The 17,181-nt window shown below is 66.6% G+C and carries 19 protein-coding genes; 3 read left to right on the plus strand and 16 right to left on the minus strand.

All coding sequences use genetic code 11. The annotated features are described in order from the left end of the window. Positions 1 to 10 precede the first annotated feature (10 nt). Genes ccmI through ccmA form a run of 9 tightly spaced genes read right to left on the minus strand, consistent with a single transcriptional unit; the run spans position 11 to position 6,903 of the window. Positions 11 to 1,195, minus strand: coding sequence for a c-type cytochrome biogenesis protein CcmI (gene ccmI, locus L6D75_RS07255; RefSeq protein WP_176517194.1), 1,185 nt, complete (start codon positions 1,193 to 1,195; stop codon positions 11 to 13). After that, positions 1,188 to 1,664 (minus strand): cytochrome c-type biogenesis protein, encoded by a 477-nt coding sequence (locus L6D75_RS07260; RefSeq protein WP_176517195.1) that lies wholly within the window; start codon positions 1,662 to 1,664, stop codon positions 1,188 to 1,190. Before L6D75_RS07260 ends, ccmI begins: the two co-directional genes overlap by 8 nt. After that, positions 1,661 to 2,197: a DsbE family thiol:disulfide interchange protein gene (locus L6D75_RS07265; protein WP_176517196.1), complete on the minus strand. Its 537-nt coding sequence runs from the start codon at positions 2,195 to 2,197 to the stop codon at positions 1,661 to 1,663. The genes L6D75_RS07260 and L6D75_RS07265 overlap by 4 nt, the downstream gene beginning before the upstream one ends. Further along, positions 2,194 to 4,167, minus strand: coding sequence for a heme lyase CcmF/NrfE family subunit (locus L6D75_RS07270; RefSeq protein ID WP_176517208.1), 1,974 nt, complete (start codon positions 4,165 to 4,167; stop codon positions 2,194 to 2,196). The genes L6D75_RS07265 and L6D75_RS07270 overlap by 4 nt, the downstream gene beginning before the upstream one ends. Before the next feature lie 11 nt (positions 4,168 to 4,178). Next, the gene (gene ccmE / locus L6D75_RS07275) at positions 4,179 to 4,622 is read right to left on the minus strand and encodes a cytochrome c maturation protein CcmE (RefSeq protein ID WP_176517198.1); all 444 of its coding nucleotides are present in this window, start codon (positions 4,620 to 4,622) and stop codon (positions 4,179 to 4,181) included. Then, a complete protein-coding gene (ccmD, locus tag L6D75_RS07280) occupies positions 4,619 to 4,795 on the minus strand; it encodes a heme exporter protein CcmD (RefSeq protein ID WP_176517200.1) in 177 nt (58 codons plus the stop codon). Before ccmD ends, ccmE begins: the two co-directional genes overlap by 4 nt. After that, the gene (locus L6D75_RS07285; RefSeq protein WP_176517202.1) at positions 4,795 to 5,559 is read right to left on the minus strand and encodes a heme ABC transporter permease; all 765 of its coding nucleotides are present in this window, start codon (positions 5,557 to 5,559) and stop codon (positions 4,795 to 4,797) included. The genes ccmD and L6D75_RS07285 overlap by 1 nt, the downstream gene beginning before the upstream one ends. Positions 5,560 to 5,605: 46 nt before the next feature. Next, positions 5,606 to 6,274: a heme exporter protein CcmB gene (ccmB, locus tag L6D75_RS07290; protein WP_060493049.1), complete on the minus strand. Its 669-nt coding sequence runs from the start codon at positions 6,272 to 6,274 to the stop codon at positions 5,606 to 5,608. Further along, the gene (gene ccmA, locus L6D75_RS07295; RefSeq protein WP_176517204.1) at positions 6,271 to 6,903 is read right to left on the minus strand and encodes a cytochrome c biogenesis heme-transporting ATPase CcmA; all 633 of its coding nucleotides are present in this window, start codon (positions 6,901 to 6,903) and stop codon (positions 6,271 to 6,273) included. The genes ccmB and ccmA overlap by 4 nt, the downstream gene beginning before the upstream one ends. Positions 6,904 to 7,032: 129 nt before the next feature. On the opposite strand from ccmA, the gene fliK reads away from it, so the two are divergent. From fliK to L6D75_RS07310, 3 genes are all read left to right on the plus strand, one after another. Then, a complete protein-coding gene (gene fliK, locus L6D75_RS07300; protein WP_176517206.1) occupies positions 7,033 to 8,571 on the plus strand; it encodes a flagellar hook-length control protein FliK in 1,539 nt (512 codons plus the stop codon). Beyond that, positions 8,568 to 8,912: an EscU/YscU/HrcU family type III secretion system export apparatus switch protein gene (locus L6D75_RS07305; protein ID WP_236193461.1), complete on the plus strand. Its 345-nt coding sequence runs from the start codon at positions 8,568 to 8,570 to the stop codon at positions 8,910 to 8,912. Before fliK ends, L6D75_RS07305 begins: the two co-directional genes overlap by 4 nt. Before the next feature lie 77 nt (positions 8,913 to 8,989). After that, positions 8,990 to 11,689 carry a dermonecrotic toxin domain-containing protein gene (locus tag L6D75_RS07310; protein ID WP_236193462.1) on the plus strand — a complete coding sequence of 900 codons (2,700 nt, stop codon included), beginning with the start codon at positions 8,990 to 8,992 and terminating at the stop codon, positions 11,687 to 11,689. Positions 11,690 to 11,720: 31 nt separating this feature from the next. Here the strand turns inward: L6D75_RS07310 and L6D75_RS07315 are convergent, their stop codons facing one another. The 7 genes from L6D75_RS07315 to L6D75_RS07345 all read right to left on the minus strand — a co-directional run bounded on the left by L6D75_RS07315 (position 11,721) and on the right by L6D75_RS07345 (position 17,181). Then, positions 11,721 to 12,116 carry a DUF2802 domain-containing protein gene (locus L6D75_RS07315; protein WP_176513176.1) on the minus strand — a complete coding sequence of 132 codons (396 nt, stop codon included), beginning with the start codon at positions 12,114 to 12,116 and terminating at the stop codon, positions 11,721 to 11,723. Position 12,117: 1 nt separating this feature from the next. Next, complete coding sequence (locus L6D75_RS07320; RefSeq protein WP_016393802.1) at positions 12,118 to 12,597, minus strand: chemotaxis protein CheW; 480 nt, start codon at positions 12,595 to 12,597, stop codon at positions 12,118 to 12,120. A 42-nt stretch (positions 12,598 to 12,639) separates the two neighbouring features. Continuing rightward, positions 12,640 to 13,509, minus strand: a complete 870-nt coding sequence (locus L6D75_RS07325) for a CheW domain-containing protein (protein ID WP_176513174.1) — start codon at positions 13,507 to 13,509, stop codon at positions 12,640 to 12,642. After that, a complete protein-coding gene (locus tag L6D75_RS07330) occupies positions 13,506 to 14,297 on the minus strand; it encodes a ParA family protein (RefSeq protein ID WP_176513172.1) in 792 nt (263 codons plus the stop codon). Before L6D75_RS07330 ends, L6D75_RS07325 begins: the two co-directional genes overlap by 4 nt. 149 nt (positions 14,298 to 14,446) lie before the next feature. Further along, positions 14,447 to 15,304, minus strand: a complete 858-nt coding sequence (gene motD, locus L6D75_RS07335; RefSeq protein ID WP_176513170.1) for a flagellar motor protein MotD — start codon at positions 15,302 to 15,304, stop codon at positions 14,447 to 14,449. Between the two features lie 3 nt (positions 15,305 to 15,307). Further along, positions 15,308 to 16,048 carry a flagellar motor protein gene (locus L6D75_RS07340; protein WP_176513168.1) on the minus strand — a complete coding sequence of 247 codons (741 nt, stop codon included), beginning with the start codon at positions 16,046 to 16,048 and terminating at the stop codon, positions 15,308 to 15,310. Continuing rightward, positions 16,048 to 17,181 (minus strand): protein-glutamate methylesterase/protein-glutamine glutaminase, encoded by a 1,134-nt coding sequence (locus L6D75_RS07345; protein ID WP_176513166.1) that lies wholly within the window; start codon positions 17,179 to 17,181, stop codon positions 16,048 to 16,050. Before L6D75_RS07345 ends, L6D75_RS07340 begins: the two co-directional genes overlap by 1 nt.

Consider the following 17,181-nt stretch of genomic DNA (forward strand, 5'->3'; position numbering starts at 1 on the left):
CAGGGTTCTCTTACGGGTCGGGGCTGTCGATGACTAATTGTTGGGTGGCCTGGGTCGTATTGGCCAGCGGTGCGCCCTGGCCGATCCACTCGCCATGGGTAGGCTGACCGGCACGCGACACACGTGCAACCAGTTGGACTTCGGCGAAGTCCGACAGTTTCATCTGCGGCATCATCGCATCGGCGTCGGTCAGTTCCACCTCCAGCGGCAACTGCGCCACGGTCACCCGCTTGGCCGCCAGCGGCATGGGTGGGCCATTCTTGGCGCGGGCGAAGATGAACACGGTGTCGTCAGGATTGACCTTGTCCTTGAGCGCCGCAGCCAGCTCCACCCGCACTTTCAGGCGCGCCGCAGCCACCGGCTTGCCGGCATCGCCGCCCAGGCGCTGCGCCGCGCGGTCGATGCCACCTTGCAGCGCCGCGCGCGAGGCGTCGCCTTCGGGCAATTGCGCCAGCAGGCGCGTCCAGTAATCGATCGCTTCCTGGTAACGCTCGCCCTCGAAGGCGGCGATACCGCGCAGGCCAAGGCTGGTGACTTCATTGGGGTCGGCCTTGAGCGCCTCGTCGGTCAGCGCCTGCACCTGCGGGTTCCATTGCTTGTCGGCGGCAAAGTACAGCGCCTGCGCCCATTGCCCGAGCAGCTCGGGCTGGCGCCCGGCCAGGGCCACGGCACGCTCGTAGGCGCGCGCGGCATCGGCCGGGCGCTGCTCGGCCATGTAGGCACGGCCGAGGAAGTACAAGCCTTCGGCCGAATCGGGCTGGGCTTGCACCGCCCGCTCCAGGCGCGCGGTGATTTCTTCCATGCTCTTGGGAGCGGCGGCGAACTCCTGGGTCAGCTGGACCTTGTCGGCCGCGCCGAAGTGCAGGTACAGCCCCAGGCCCAGCAGCGGCACCAGCACCGCCGCCAACAGCGGCAACGCCTTGCCCAGGTGCCCCTGGCGCGGCGCCTCGGCACCTTCGGTGTCGGCCAGCAATTCGCGCGCGGCCTCGTCGCGGCCGGTGGCCAGTTGCGTATCGTCCAGCACCCCGGCGGCCTGCTGGGCGGCCAGTTCGGCGACACGCTCCTGGTACAGGGCCACGTTCAGCGCAGTACGGTCTTCTTCCTGCTGCTGGCGGCGGCCACGCAGGATCGGGATCAGCAGAAAGCCGAGGGCGGCGAGCAGCAGCAGGCCCGCGCTAAGCCAGAATTCAGTCATGGGTCTGTTCTTTTTCCAGCAGTTTTGCGAGACGCTCGCGTTCTTGCGCGGACAGGTGCTCCGCGCCCTCGGCCACCGGGCCACGGCGCCGGCGCACGATCAGCACCAGCACCGCGAAGCCACCGACCAGCAGGATGCCCGGGCCGAACCAGAGCAGCCAGGTACGCCCGCTGAGCGCAGGCTTGTAGCGCACGAAGTCGCCATAGCGGTCGACCATGAAGTCGACGATCTGCTGGTTGCTCTTGCCCTCGCCGAGCATGCGGAAGATCTCGCGGCGCAGGTCGGCGGCAATCGGCGCGTTGGAGTCGGCGATGTCCTGGTTCTGGCATTTGGGGCAGCGCAGTTCCTTGGTCAGTTGCTGATAGCGCTCGCGCTCGGCATCGTCGCGGAACTGGTAGGTGTCGATGGCCGCCTTGGCCACGCCGGCCAGGCTCATGCCCAGCACGGCGGCTGCAAGCCAGCGCTTCATGGCTTGGCCTCGTCGACCAGGCCCTGGTACAGCGGCGCCAGCTGCTCGCGCCAGACGCTGGCATCGACGATGCCCACGTGCTTGTAGCGGATCACGCCCTTGGCGTCGATCAGGAAGGTTTCCGGCGCGCCGTACACGCCAAGGTCCAGGCCCAGGCTGCCCTGCTCGTCGCGGATGTCCAGCTGGTAGGGGTTGTGGAACTCGGCCAGCCACTTCAGCGCGGCGGCGTTGTCGTCCTTGTAGTTGATGCCGTAAATCACCACGCCCTGCTCGGCCAGCTGGTTCAGGTACGGGTGCTCGACCTTGCACGACGGGCACCAGGTGGCCCAGACGTTGACCAGTGCCGGGCGGCCCTGCAGGTCGGCCTGGGTGAGGTTGCGATCGCCCTGGGTCGAGGCCAGGGAGAACGCCGGGAACGGCTTGCCGATCATCGCCGAGGGCAGCTCGTCAGGCTTGAGGAACAGCCCTTTGTAGAGGAATACCGCCATCAGCAGGAATACCGCCAAGGGCACCACCATGATCCAACGCTTCATGCAGCTGCTCCAGACACGCCCAGGACATCACGCACCCGGGTCTTGACCTTGACGCGGTAGCGCCGGTCGAAGGCCGCCAGCAAACCGCCCAGGCCGGTCAGCAGACCGCCCAGCCAGATCCAGCGAACGTAAGGCTTGATATGCACCCGCACCGCCCAGGCGCCGTTTTCCAGCGGCTCGCCCAGGGCCACGTACAGATCGCGGGTGAAGCCGGCATCGATGCCCGCTTCGGTCATCATCGACTGCTGCACGGTGTACAGGCGTTTTTCCGGGTGCAGGGTGGTCACTTCACGGCCATCGCGGCTGACCACGATGGTGCCCTTGTCGGAGATGAAGTTCGGCCCCTCGAAGTGCTTGGCGCCCTGGAACAGGAAGTGATAGCCACCCAGCTCGACGCTCTCGCCCGGTGCCATGCGCAGGTCGCGCTCGGCGCTGTTGTTGCTCGACAGCACCACGCCCAGGGCGCACACCGCCAGGCCCAGGTGCGCCAGCTGCATGCCCCAGTAGCTGCGGGTGAGGCCGCGCACGCCTTTGGCCAGGCCCTTGTGACGGGTCTTGTCGAGGATGTCGCGCAGCCCGGCCAGCACCACCCAGGCGGCCAGGGCGAAGGCGCTCAGGGTTGGCCAGTCGAAGTCGTCGACGATCAGGCCGGCCACCGGCGCCAGGACTGCGCTGCCGATCAGCACCGGGGTCATCATGCTCGCCAGCCACTTGCCCGGGGTGTCCTTCCAGCGCACCACCACGCCTACCCCGAGCACCACCATCAGCAGCGCCATCAGCGGCAGGAACAGAGCATCGAAGTACGGCGGGCCGACCGACAGCTTGGCCCCGGTCAAGGCATCGAGCACCAGCGGGTACAGGGTGCCGAGCAGGATCATCGAGGCCGCCACCACCAGCACCAGGTTGTTGGCCAGCAGCAGTGTTTCGCGCGACCACAGGGCAAAGCCGACCTGGCTCTTGACCACCGGCGCGCGCAGGGCGAACAGGGTCAGCGAACCGCCGACCACGAACAGCAGGAAGATCAGGATGAACACGCCGCGCGAGGGGTCGGCGGCGAAGGCGTGCACCGAGGTCAGCACGCCGGAACGCACCAGGAAGGTGCCCAGCAGGCTCAGCGAGAAGGCGGCGATCGCCAGCAGCACCGTCCAGCTCTTGAACACGCCGCGCTTCTCGGTCACCGCCAGCGAATGGATCAGCGCGGTGCCCACCAGCCAAGGCATGAACGAGGCGTTTTCCACCGGGTCCCAGAACCACCAGCCGCCCCAGCCCAGCTCGTAGTAGGCCCACCAGGAACCCAGGGTGATGCCCACCCCGAGAAAGGCCCAGGCGACGATGGTCCAGGGCCGCGACCAGCGCGCCCAGGCGGCGTCCAGGCGGCCGCCGAGCAAGGCGGCGATGGCGAAGGCGAAGGCCACCGAGAAGCCCACGTAGCCCATGTACAGCATCGGTGGGTGAACGATCAGGCCAAAGTCCTGCAGCAGCGGGTTGAGGTCGCGACCGTCCACCGGCACTTGCGGCAGCAGGCGTTCGAACGGGTTGGAGGTGATGATCAAGAAGCTCAGGAAGCCCGTGCTGATCATGCCCATCACCGCCAGCACCCGCGCCAGCATCACTTGCGGCAATTGCCGCGAGAAGATCGACACGGCGAAGGTCCAGCCGCCCAGGATCAACGCCCAGAGCAGCAGCGAGCCTTCGTGCGCGCCCCACACGGCGCTGAACTTGTAGTACCAGGGCAAGGCGCTGTTGGAGTTGCTGGCGACATAGGCCACCGAGAAGTTGTCGGTCATGAAGGCATGGGTGAGGCAGGCGAAGGCAAAGGCCAGGAAGGCGAACTGCCCCCAGGCCGCCGGGCGCGCCAGGCTCATCCACAGGCTGTCGCCGCGCCAGGCGCCGAGCAGCGGTACGCTCGCCTGCACCACGGCGAAACAGATCGCCAGGATCATCGCCAGTTGGCCGAGTTCGGGGATCACCAGGGCCGCGTTCATGGCTGGGCCTGCGCTTGGCCGCTTTCTTTCAGGGCCTTGGTCACTTCAGGTGGCATGTATTTCTCATCGTGCTTGGCCAGCACTTCGTCGGCCACCACCACGCCCTCGCCGTTGACCTTGCCCAGGGCGACGATGCCCTGCCCTTCGCGGAACAGGTCGGGGAGGATGCCACGGTAGGTGATCGGCACCGATTTATTGAAGTCGGTGACCACGAAGCGCACATCGAGCGAGTCGGCCGAGCGCTGCACCGAGCCCTTCTCGACCATGCCGCCGGCACGGATGCGGGTGTCCACTGGCGCCTCGCCATTGGCGATCTGGGTGGGGGTATAGAACAGGTTGATGTTCTGCTGCAGGGCGCTCAAGGCAAAGCCGACGGCCACCGCGACACCGGCCAGCAGGCCGAGGATCAGGAACAGGCGTTTCTTGCGCTGCGGATTCACAGGTTGTTCTCCCGGCGCAGACGGCGCGCCTCTTCTTGCAGGTAGCGACGGCGGGCCAGCAGGGGCGCGGCGACATTGATCGCCAGCACCGCCAGGCAGATGCCATAGGCCGACCAGACGTACAGGCCATGGTGGCCCATGGCGAGAAAATCGCCGAATGAAGAAAAGCTCATCACGCGGCCCTCCGACCCAGGCTGTTCAACACTTCTTCGCGCACCCAGCTGGCCCGCGCCTCGCGCTTGAGCACCTCGAGGCGCATGCGCAGCAACAGCACCGCACCGAAGAAGCAGTAGAAGCCCAGCGCCGTGCACAGCAGCGGCAGCCACATCTCGGCCGGCATGGCCGGCTTTTCGGTGAGGGTGAAGGTGGCGCCCTGGTGCAGGGTGTTCCACCACTCCACCGAGTACTTGATGATCGGGATGTTGATCACGCCGACGATGGCCAACACCGCGCAGGCCTTGGCCGCGCTGTCACGGTTGCTGATGGCCTGGCCCAGGGCGATGATGCCGAAATACAGGAACAGCAAAATCAGCATCGAGGTCAGGCGCGCATCCCACACCCACCAGCTGCCCCAGGTCGGCTTGCCCCAGATGGCCCCGGTGACCAGCGCCACGGCGGTCATCCAGGCGCCGATGGGCGCCGCGCACTGCAGGGCGACGTCGGCCAGCTTCATCTTCCACACCAGCCCCACCACCCCGGCCACCGCCAGCAGCACGTAGCAGGACTGGGCCAGCATGGCCGCCGGCACGTGGATGTAGATGATGCGGAAACTGTTGCCCTGCTGGTAGTCCTGGGGGGCGAAGGCCAGGCCCCAGATCACGCCGGTGGCCAGCAGCAGGATGGCGGAAACGGCCAGCCACGGCAGCATGCGGCCGCTGATGGCATAGAACCATTTGGGGGAACCCAGTTTGTGGAACCACGTCCAGCTTATTTTCATCAGGGTACATCCAGGGTATTAGCCGGGCTTGAAAGCCCGGGACTCGTTATTCGCCGACGCTGATCTTCAGGCCGGCCGCTATCGCAAAGGGTGCCAGGGTAACCGCCAGGGCCGTCAGGCTTGCCAGCCACAGCAGGTGGCCGGTGGCGGGCATATTCTGCAACGCCGCCTGCAACGCACCACTGCCCAGGATCAATACAGGGATATACAACGGCAGAATCAGCAACGCCAGCAGCAAACCACCGCGTTTGAGGCCGACCGTCAGCGCCGCACCCACCGCGCCCAGCAGGCTCAGCACCGGGGTGCCCAGCAGCAGCGAGCCGAGCAGCACCGGCAGGCAATGGCTCGGCAAACCCAGCATCAATGCCAGCAGTGGCGCCAACAATACCAGTGCCAGGCCGGAAAAGATCCAGTGCGCCAGCACCTTGGCCAGCACCAGCAGGGCCAGCGGGTGTGGCGACAGCACCCACTGCTCCAGCGAACCGTCCTCGAAATCGCTGCGAAACAGGCCGTCGAGCGACAGCAGCACCGCCAGCAAAGCCGCGACCCAGACCAGCCCGGGAGACAAGGTTTGCAACAATTGGCTCTCCGGGCCTACCGCCAGCGGAAACAGCGCCACGACGATGGCGAAGAACACCAGCGGGTTGGCCAGCTCGGCCGGGCGGCGGAACAGCAGGCGCGCCTCGCGGCGCAACAACAGAAGAAATACGCTCATGCTGCCCATTGCCCCAGGTTCAGTTCGCGGTAACCGGACGGTTTGTGCGCCAAGGTATGGTGGGTGGTCAGCACCACGGTGCCGCCCTGCTCGCAGTGCGCCGCCAGGTGCGCTTCAAGCTGGGCGACGCCTTGCTTGTCGAGGGCGGTGAAGGGTTCGTCGAGAATCCACAGTGGCGGGCTGTCCAGGTGCAGGCGGGCCAGGGCCACGCGGCGCTGCTGGCCGGCCGACAAGGTATGGCACGGCACGTCCTCGAAGCCGCGCAGGCCAACGGCGCTCAACGCGGCCCAGATGGCATCGCGGCTGGCCGGCTGGTGCAGGGCGCACAGCCAGGTGAGGTTTTCCTCGGCGCTGAGCAGGTCCTTGATGCCGGCGGCGTGACCGATCCACAGCAGGATGCTGGCCAAGGCATGGCGCTGTTCGGCCAAGGGCTGGCCGCCCAGCAGGATCTGCCCGGCAGTGGGTTGCATCAGCCCGGCCAGCAAACGCAGCAGGCTGGTCTTGCCGCTGCCGTTGGGGCCGCTGATCTGCAGCATGTCGCCTGGCCGCAGCTCGAAATCCAGCTGTTCGAACAGCAGGCGCCAGTCGCGCTCGCAGGCCAGGCCCACGGCTTGGAGGTGAAAGGTCACGGTTTCGCCTTATGCAGTGTCTCAAGTCGCCCCCCTCGCTGCCGTTACAGTGGCAGTGGCGGGCGGCCGGCATTATTACATGCGCGGCTTCGCTGCCAAGAGGGCGGGTTCGACAGGTTGTATACAATCATGACTGAAATCAATAGTCTCGGCGCACAAACCGCGGTCAGCCCCCAGGCGATCAAAGCGGCGATGACCGGCGAGCTGCTCAACCTGCCCCAGGCGCAACCCGGCTTGCTCAAGCCTGGCGAAACCGCGCAGGCCGAGGTCTTGACCCTCAAGCAGAGCGGCAGCGAGTTCCAGCTGGTGCTGCGCCTGCTGCTGGCCAATGGCACCCAGGCCCAGGTGCAGGCCAATGCCAGCCAACCGCTGGCACCGGGCAGCCAGGTCACGGTCAGCCAGCCCCAAGGCGATCGCCTGGCGCTGATGGTGCAACAGGCCAATGCCAGCGCTGTCAGCACCCTGACCCAGCTCGACACCAGCAAGGTACCGGTCGGTACGCTGCTGCAGGGCAAGGTGCTGACCAGCCAACTGCTGCAAAACCCAGGCGCACAGGCCACCTTCCGCTCGCTGGTCAGCCTGCTCAACACCGCCCAGGCCGGCGCCACCCTGAGCATCGACAGCCCGCGCCCGCTGGCGGTCGGCAGCCTGCTCAGCGCCCTGGTGCAGGGCGACCAGTCGCTGCGTTTCGTGCCCTTGAGCGGGCGCCAGGATCAATTGAATGTCGACCAGCAGCTCGCCACCCAACAGGCGCGCCAGGCCTCCCTGCCGGGGCTGCTCGGTGCCCTGCAGCAACTGGCCGGCAGCGCTGATGGCGAACTGCGCACCAGTGCCGAGCGCCTGCTGGCCAGCCTGCCGGACGCACGCCAGCTGGGCGATGCCAAGGGCCTGGCCCAGGCCCTGGGCAACAGCGGCGTGTTTCTCGAAGCCAAGCTGCTCGGCGGGCTGGCCACGGGCGTGGACCTGAAGGCGCAACTGCTGCGCCTGGTGGCGCAGGTGCCCAGCGACGGCCCACTAGCCACCAGCAACCCTTCGACCCTGGCCCAGGTGATGCCGGCCGTGGCCCGCAGCGCCCTGGGCATGCTCGAGCGGGTCAGCCCGCGCCAGCCCCCTGGCGCCTTCCCCCTGCCCTCGCGGCTGCTGCAAGCCATGCAAGAGGAAGGCGACCTGCAGCAACTGCTGCGCCTGGCCGCCGCTGCCATTTCGCGGCTGCAGAGCCATGCCCTGAGCAGCCTGCAACAGAGCGGCACACTGGAGAACGGCAACCTGCAAACGACCTGGCAAACCGAAATTCCGGTGCGCCATGGCCAGGAGTTCATCCCCTTGCAGGCCAAGCTGCAGCGCGAGGAAACCCCCGAGCAACAGGCCGATCGCCAGCGCGAGCAGCCGGACCCGCTGCAGGCCCTGTGGCGCATCGACCTGGCCTTCGACCTGCCCCCGCTTGGCCCCTTGCAGGTCCAGGCACAACTCACCCAAGGGCGTTTGTCCGGCCAGCTGTGGGCCGAGCGCGAGCAGACCGCGCGGCTGATCGACAGCCAGCTCGGTGTGCTGCGCGAGCGCCTGCTGGCCCGTGGCGTGGAGGTCGGCGACCTGGAGTGCCACCCCGGCATCCCGCCCCAAGGCCCCCGTACCCGCGTGGAACAACGCTGGGTGGATGAAACCGCATGAGCAAGCGCCATCCCCGCCAGGCCATCGCCCTGAGCTACGACGGCCAGCAGGCCCCGACCCTCAGCGCCAAGGGCGACGACGAACTGGCCGAGGCCATCCTGGCCCTGGCCCGCGAGCACGAAGTGCCGATCTACGAAAACGCCGAGCTGGTGCGCCTGCTGGCGCGCCTGGAGCTCGGCGAGCAGATTCCCGAGGCGCTGTACCTGACCATCGCCGAGATCATCGCCTTCGCCTGGCAGTTGCGCGGCAAGGTGCCGGTGGGCTTCGACGATGAACCGGCCGGTGAGCGGGACATCACTCCGGCTGCGCCCTACCTGCTGCCAGGCCCACGGCCCCGGTAACTCAGCCTTATCTACCGCCCGGGGCCCTGCAGCCCCACCCACCCTTGCGCCTCCTTCATCAACCCGAGGCTCAAGCCATGCCTACACCCGCTGTCAACGCCAGAGGCACGCAATTCGTCCGCAACCACCTGCAGCGCTTTCCCCGCCCGGACCAGCAGGCGGCCACCGCCATTGGCGACTGGTACCGGCAACAAGGGCTGGACATCGACCCCGACCAGACCGACGTGGTGACCCTGCACTACCGCGGCCACAAGGCCATGATCGTCGCCCGCCAGTCGCTGACCCAGGCCGTGCTGTCGAACTGGCAGGGCGAGTCCGACAACAACCTGATCGGCGCACTGATCGGCGAGCCCTGGGCAGGCACCTTCCCCAATGGCCCGCTGACAATCGTGCCGACCCTGCCGGCGCCAGGCTTGCTGCACGAGGGCGCGGCGTTTTCGGTATTCAACGGCCTGTTCCGCAGAACCGACCCTGAGCGTTTCGACGCAAGCACCCACATACCGGTGCAGGCCGAAGCGCTGCAGGCGTTCATCTGGAACATGGACTTTCACACGCGCTACCAGGCCAGCCTCGACGACTACTGGGGCCAGCACCTGCAAGAGCACCGGCTGGCAGCGAAGATCAACTTCATCGCCGCCTGCAACCAGCAGGTGGCGCAGGGCAGCCTGAGCGAGGGCGGGCGCAGGCTGGCCTGGCAGGCCGCCGGGTTGATGGCGCACACCGACGTGATACGCACCAGGGCGTTGAACATCTATGGCTATGCCGCCACCGACCTGCTGTGCATCCGCAGCCAAGGCACCCCGTTGACGCTGCTGTATGTGCCGGGCAACAGCGCGCCGCTGCATGAGTTCGCCAGTCACGAGGCCCTGCAGGATTGGCTGGGGAAACAGTGCCAGAGCGCCGAGAAACGCCAGCAGCTGCGCCAGCATTTCGCCTTGGCCGACCTGCCCGATGGCCTGGACTTCACCGGCCTGGACAGCGCGCTGGAAGGCCTGGGCGCCTATCCGCAGGTGCACCACCTGCCGCCGGATCGCTCGGGTTTCACCACCGATGGGCGCTGGCCGCCGCGCGAATACGTCAATTACCGGCCTGGCAAGTACAGCCCTACCCTCACAGGCGATCTGTTCCTGGCCCTGAGCGAGCGCCAGCGCGCACGCAGCTACCAGGACGCCGACTTCCTCATCACCCGCAACAGCGAGGTCAGCGAAGCCAGGTGGCGTGGCTACCTGCTCAGCGCCATGAACCTGCTGGCGCCGCTGGCGCTGGTGGTGCCTGAACTGGCGCCGGTATTCGCCCTCGGTGGCGTGGCCCTGTTCGGCCTGGGGCTGGATCAGGCCATCAACGGCAAAAGCCAGGAAGCCCGCGCCCAAGGCGTCACTGTTGCCGAGTTCGGCGCGTTCAATGCCCTCCCCCTGGCGGCGTCGGCGGCGGCGGAAGTTGACGCGGTGTTCCGCACCAAGGGGCAGAATTTCCTGCTGCCCCAGTGGGTCAACGAGCAATGGGGCTATCCGCTCAGCCCGCTGTTTCCGCCGAAACTGCCGGACACCGATGTAGCGGATTTCTTCCAGCTCAGCGATACGGTGGAGCCACTGCCACAAGGCGACCCCGCCATCGCCAGCGCGGTGATTCGCGTGCCACGCTTCACCGGCGGCGCCGACGAACTGCAGGCCAGCATCTCCGGCTACAACACAGACGTGGTCTACGACATGGCCAGTGATGCCTTTGTGCTGGAATCCGACATGAACGAGGTCGAGCCGACCCACTACATTGCCCAACAAGGTCGCCGAGACCTGGTAGCGCTCCCCCCGGGCGGCCGCCCGGTCTCCGACAGCATGCGCATGAGCAGCTTGCGGGCGATGGGGGTGGATGTCCGCTTGCCATTCGACCCTGCCACGCTGACCACCGAGGGGCTGGCCCCGGTACCACGCAAAATTACCTGCATCTGGCTGGGCGATCAGCCCATCGGCCCGCAGCTGCTGGCCAACCTCGAGGCCAATGCGCAGCGCCTGGCCGGCACCGGCTTCGAGCTGCGCCTGTTGCTCTCCAACAGCACCCCGGCAGCTTTTGCCGACAACCTCGCCGCAGTCACGGCGCAAGTGCCGGGCCTTGACGTGCTGCCCCTCGAAGAGCAGCCGTTCTTCGTCAGCTTCAAAGCGAGCAAGTACCACGCGCAATATCAGGCTGCCCTGGAAGGCAATGGGGGCGTGGCGCGCAACTACGCCTCGGCCTGCGACGTGCTGCGCTACCGATTGCTGCACCAGGAAGGCGGTTTCTACATGGACCTGGATGACGTGCTGCTGACAAGCGGCGAGTCGATAGATGACGTAGAGCTGGCAGCGTCGCCCAAGGGGCTGGTATTGCACCCGCCCATGGGCAACGAGCAGCTGGACATGCGCTGCGACTTCAACAACAGCATGATTGGCAGCCACCCGGGCAACCCGACGCTCGATGCCATTTCCGAGCTGATGCACAAGCGCTACCAGGCCAACCAGGACTTCTACCTGAGCAAACCCGACTTCGAACAGGACCCGGCCGCCTTCAACCGCTACACCCGGCGCCTGAGCTACCTGACCGGCCCGAGGCTGCTGACCGATGTGATCGATGAGCAGTTGCCGGACATGTACCAGCTACGCCAACTGCTGAACCTGGTCGGCATCCCCAAAGTCAATCTGGCAGAGGTCATCGACACCCGCGCCGTTGCGCAAGCCCTGCGCTCACGAACGCCGCTGAGCCGCATTGCCAAGGTCGGTGCCACCCATTCGTGGCAGGGCACCTGAAAAAAGGCGACCTGCAGGTCGCCTTGCGCGGCTAGTCGGAGCGGTGCAGCTTGCTCATCAGCTCCGCTTCGGCCTGGGTCAGCCCGCAGCTCTCGGTCAGCTCCGCCACGCTGGCGCCCATCCCCACCAGCTTGGCGGCCTGGGAGAAGGTGACGTTGCTCGGGTCGCGCTGCTCCAGGCGCTCCAGGCGATCTGGCAGGGTCGCCATGGTCGCCCGCAGCTCATGGATGGCATCACCCATGCGCACGGTGCCGTTCTGGTAGTCGTCCAGGCGCTTGGCCAGGTCCTTGATGCGCTGGTCACGCAGCGCATCGCCCACCGCCTGCTGGGCGGCCAGCTCGCGCTGGCGCTTGCTGTAGTTGAGGAAGTACCACAGGCTCAGCGCCCACAGCAGCCCCAGGAAGATGACAGCAACCTCGAAAATCAACTCAGATGTTCTCCAGCTCGGACCACTCTTCCTCGGTCATCATCTTGTCCAGCTCGACCAGAATCAGCAGCTCGCCGTTCTTGTTGCACACGCCCTGGATGAACTTGGCCGACTCTTCGTTACCGACGTTCGGCGCCGTCTCGATCTCCGACTGGCGCAGGTAGACCACCTCGGCCACGCTGTCGACCAGGATGCCGACCACTTGCTTGTCGGCCTCGATGATGACGATGCGGGTGTTGTCGGTCACGTCCGAAGGCATCAGGCCGAAGCGCTGGCGGGTGTCGATCACCGTCACCACGTTGCCGCGCAGGTTGATGATGCCCAGCACATAGCTCGGCGCGCCCGGTACCGGGGCGATCTCGGTGTAGCGCAGCACTTCCTGCACCTGCATGACGTTGATGCCGTAGGACTCGTTGTCCAGACGGAAGGTTACCCACTGCAGGATTGGATCTTCGGAACCTTGTGCAGACGACTTTTTCATTCCCCTAGCCCTCAAAATCCGCCGATGGCGGTGTGTTCGCAGTTATTGGTGTTTGCCATGCATCTGCTTGACCGCGCCGCTGGCGATCAACTCGGCCAGTTCGGCAACGTCGAGCAGAGCACACATGTGTTCGATGACCGTGCCGGCCAGCCACGGGCGCTGGCCGCGCTGGCTGCGCCATTTGATTTCCGACGGGTCCAGGCGCAGCGAGCGGCTGACCTGGTGCACGGCCAGCCCCCATTCGTAGCCCTGCACCGAAATCACGTAGTTCAGGCCCTGGCGGAAGTCGTCGCGGTAACGGTCGGGCATCACCCAGCGCGCGGTATCCAGCACCTTGAGGTTGCCCGCCTGGCAGGTGAGGATGCCGAGGAACCAGTCCGGCTGGCCGAACAAGGGCGTCAGCTCCTGCCCTTGCAGGCTGTAGATCGAGCCCAGGCACACCAGCGGCACCGCCAGGGTCAGCCCGGCGACGTCGAACAGCAGGCACTCGAAGGGCTCGGCGGCCCAGGCCGGGCGGCCATCGACCGTGGCGCGGGGCGGCGGCGAATCGGGCGCCGGCAGGTGCACCTCGACCAACGGCGCCACCGGTTCCGGCGCCTGCACCTCGGTCAGCACCGGGACGCTGGCCTCGGCCACCACCTGGGCCTCGACCACCATCACCACCGGTTCCTCGATGGGAAGCACGGGCGGCAGTATTTTGAGCTGCGGCTCGGCAAACGGCCTGGCCGCGGGGCTTGCGATGGGCGCTGGCTGGCGCGCATCACGGGCCTGCTCCTCGCGCACGGCGTCGGCGAACTCGTCGCTGGCCGCGGGCAGGTCGAGCAGGTCTTCGGCCTCGGTGGCCTCCTGCAGCAGGCCATCGAGGTAAGACTGCAAGGCCATCTGCGGCCGGCTGGCGCTTTTCAAGGTCATGACGCCACCTGCACGGCACTCTTGTAGGTGAGCAGGTGCTTGAGCAGCGCCCGGTAGGCAATCACGCCTCGGCTCTTGCCGTCGAACTGCGACGGCGTGAGGCCATTGCGGCTGGCATCGCGCAGGCGCGTATCGACCGGGATATAGCCCTGCCACACCTGCTGTTCATAGGTATCGCGCAGCACTTTCAGGGTGCCGAGGGAGGCTTGGGTGCGGCGGTCGAACAAGGTCGGCACGATCTGGTAGGGCAACGCCTGCTTGCGCGAGCGGTTGACCATGGCCAGGGTGCCGATCATGCGCTCCAGGCCCTTGACCGCAAGGAATTCGGTTTGCACCGGGATCACCAGCTGCTGGCTGGCGGCCAGGGCATTGACCATCAGCACGCCGAGCAAGGGCGGGCTGTCGATCAGGGCGAAGTCGAAGTCCTGCCACAGCTGCGCCAGACTCTTGGCGATCACCAGGCCCAGGCCACTCTGCCCCGGCGACTGGCGCTCCAGCACCGCCAGCGCGGTGCTCGACGGCAGCAGCGAAATGCGCGCGTCGCTGGTGGGCAGCAGCAGTTGCCCCGGCAGGCCATCGGGCACCTGGCCCTTGTGCAGGAACAGGTCGTAGCAGCTGTGCTCCAGGGCATCGGGGTTGTGCCCGAAGTAACTGGTCATCGAGCCATGCGGGTCGAGGTCGACGACGACCACGCGCTTGCCCGCCTCGGCCAGCAAGCCGGCCAGGGCGATGGTGGTGGTGGTCTTGCCGACTCCACCTTTTTGATTGGCTACTGCCCAGACTCTCATAGGACAACTCTTGACTCATGGATGCCGCTGAAACCCTGTGGGAGCCGGCTTGCCGGCGAACACCGGCGGCGCCGGTGCCACACACCGCGTTGCCTTCATCGCCGGCAAGCCGGCTCGTACAGAAAACGCGGTGACAGAGAATTGACGAGTTACTGCCCCGCCTTGCTTGCTGGCGTTGCCGGTGCACTTTGTGTGCCAGCCCGGCGCAGCGCGGCGTCCGGGGTGGCGTTGGCGCTGCCGGTACCGGTCAGGCTGCGGCGCACCTCAAGGTTACGGGAAATCACCAGCACCACCCGGCGGTTGCGCGCACGGCCTTCGGCGCTGTCGTTGCTGGCCACCGGCTGATACTCGCCATAGCCCACCGAAGCCATGCGCCCAGGGTTCACCCCGTTCATCGCCAGCAGGCGCACGATGCTCGCCGCCCGCGCCGACGACAGCTCCCAGTTGGTCGGGTACTGCGCGGTGCGGATCGGCAGGTTGTCGGTGAAGCCTTCGACATGCACCGGGTTGGCGAACGGCTTGAGGATATTGGCGACCTTTTCGATGATGGCGAACGCCTTGTCGCTGGGCATGGCATCGCCGCTGCCGAACAGCAGCGAGGAGTTGAGCTCGATCTCCACCCACAGCTCGTTGCCACGCACGGTCATCTGGTCGGACTTGATCAGGTCGCCGAAGGCATCGCGCACGTCGTCGCTGATGGTCTTGAGCGGGTCGACGTTGGTTTGCGCAAGGCCCGCGTCGGTCTGCTCGCTGTCCTTGATCAGCGGCTCGGCCGGCTTGACGCTCAGCGGCTGCTCATCGCCGATGGGGATCGGCTTCATGCTCCGCTCGGGGTCGTTGAACACCCCCAGCAACGCCTGCGAGATGACCTTGTACTTGCCCTCGTTGATCGAAGAAATCGAGTACATGACCACGAAAAACGCGAACAGCAAGGTGATGAAGTCGGCATAGGACACCAGCCAACGCTCGTGGTTTTCGTGTTCCTCGGTGTGACGACGGCGACGCATGGGCTACTCCATGAAGCCTTGCAGCTTCAGCTCGATCGAGCGCGGGTTCTCGCCTTCGGCGATCGACAGCAAGCCTTCGAGGAGCATTTCGCGGTAGCGCGACTGGCGCAGCACGATGGCCTTGAGCTTGTTGGCGATCGGCAGCAGGATCAGGTTGGCACTGGCCACGCCGTAGATGGTCGCGACGAAGGCCACGGCAATGCCGTTGCCCAGTTGCGAGGGGTCGGCCAGGTTGCCCATCACGTGGATCAGGCCCATCACCGCACCGATGATGCCGATGGTCGGCGCATAGCCGCCCATGCTCTCGAACACCTTGGCAGCCTGGATGTCGCGGCCTTCCTGGGTCAGGAAATCGACCTCGAGGATGCTGCGGATCGACTCCGGCTCGGCGCCGTCGACCAGCAGCTGCAGGCCCTTGCGCGCATACGGGTCGGGCTCGGCATCGGCCACGCCTTCCAGGCCCAGCAGGCCTTCCTTGCGCGCCGTCAGGCTCCAGTTGACCACCCGGTCGATGCCACCGGCCAGGTCCACCCGCGGCGGGAAGATGATCCAGCGCAGAATCTGCAGCGCACGCTTGAACGACGACAGCGGCGACTGCAGCAACGCCGCCGCCAGGGTGCCGCCGAGCACGATCAGCGCGGCCGGGCCATTGAGCAGCGCACCGACATGGCCGCCTTCGAGGAAGTTGCCGCCGACGATGGCGACGAACGCCAGGATCAGGCCAATCAGGCTTAGCACATCCATCAGACGCAGGCCTCTACCAGGTGCTTGCCGATCTCGTCCAGGCTGTACACCGCGTCGGCCAGGTTGGCCTTGACGATGGCCATGGGCATGCCATAGATCACGCAGCTTGCCTCATCCTGGGCCCACACCGTGCTGCCGCCCTGCTTGAGCAGGCGCGCGCCTTCGCGGCCATCGGCGCCCATGCCGGTGAGCACCACCGAGAGCACCTTGTCGCCATACGACTTGGCCGCCGAGCCGAAGGTGATGTCCACGCAGGGCTTGTAGTTGAGGCGCTCGTCACCGGGCAGGATCTTCACCGTGCCACGGCCGTCGATCATCATCTGCTTGCCGCCGGGGGCCAGCAGCGCCAAGCCCGGGCGCAGCACATCGCCGTCCTCGGCTTCCTTGACGTTGATCCTGCACAGCTTGTCGAGGCGCTCGGCAAAGGCCTTGGTGAAGGCCGCCGGCATGTGCTGGATCAGCACGATCGGCGCCGGGAAGTTCGCCGGCAGCTGAGTCAGCACCCGCTGCAGGGCTACCGGGCCGCCGGTGGAGGTGCCGATGGCCACCAGCTTGTAGGGCTTGCGCTTGGGCGCCGGCGAATGCGCCGCCGGGGCCGCTGCAGGGCGCGCAGGTGCGGCGGCACGGGCCGGGGCCGGGCTGGCCAGGCTGCTGGCCGGGGCATGGGCAGCGGCCGGCGCTGCCGGCGCCGGGGCGCTGGCCGCTGGCTGGCTGGCATAACCGCCGAAACGGCGGTTGCTGCGCGAGAGGGTATGCACCTTCTCGCACAGCATCTGCTTGACCTTGTCCGGGTTGCGCGAGATGTCTTCGAAGTTCTTCGGCAGGTAGTCGACCGCACCGGCATCCAGCGCATCGAGGGTGACCCGGGCGCCTTCGTGGGTCAGCGAGGAGAACATCAATACCGGCGTCGGGCAGCGCTGCATGATGTGCCGCACGGCGGTGATGCCATCCATCATGGGCATTTCATAGTCCATGGTGATGACATCGGGCTTGAGCGACAGCGCCTGGTCGATCGCTTCCTTGCCGTTGGTCGCGGTACCTACGACCTGGATCGTCGGGTCCGCCGAGAGGATTTCCGAGACGCGGCGGCGGAAGAAACCCGAATCATCCACCACCAGGACCTTGACTGCCAT

Origin of the sequence: Pseudomonas faucium (assembly GCF_021602585.1) — a bacterium.
Taxonomy (GTDB): domain Bacteria; phylum Pseudomonadota; class Gammaproteobacteria; order Pseudomonadales; family Pseudomonadaceae; genus Aquipseudomonas; species Aquipseudomonas faucium.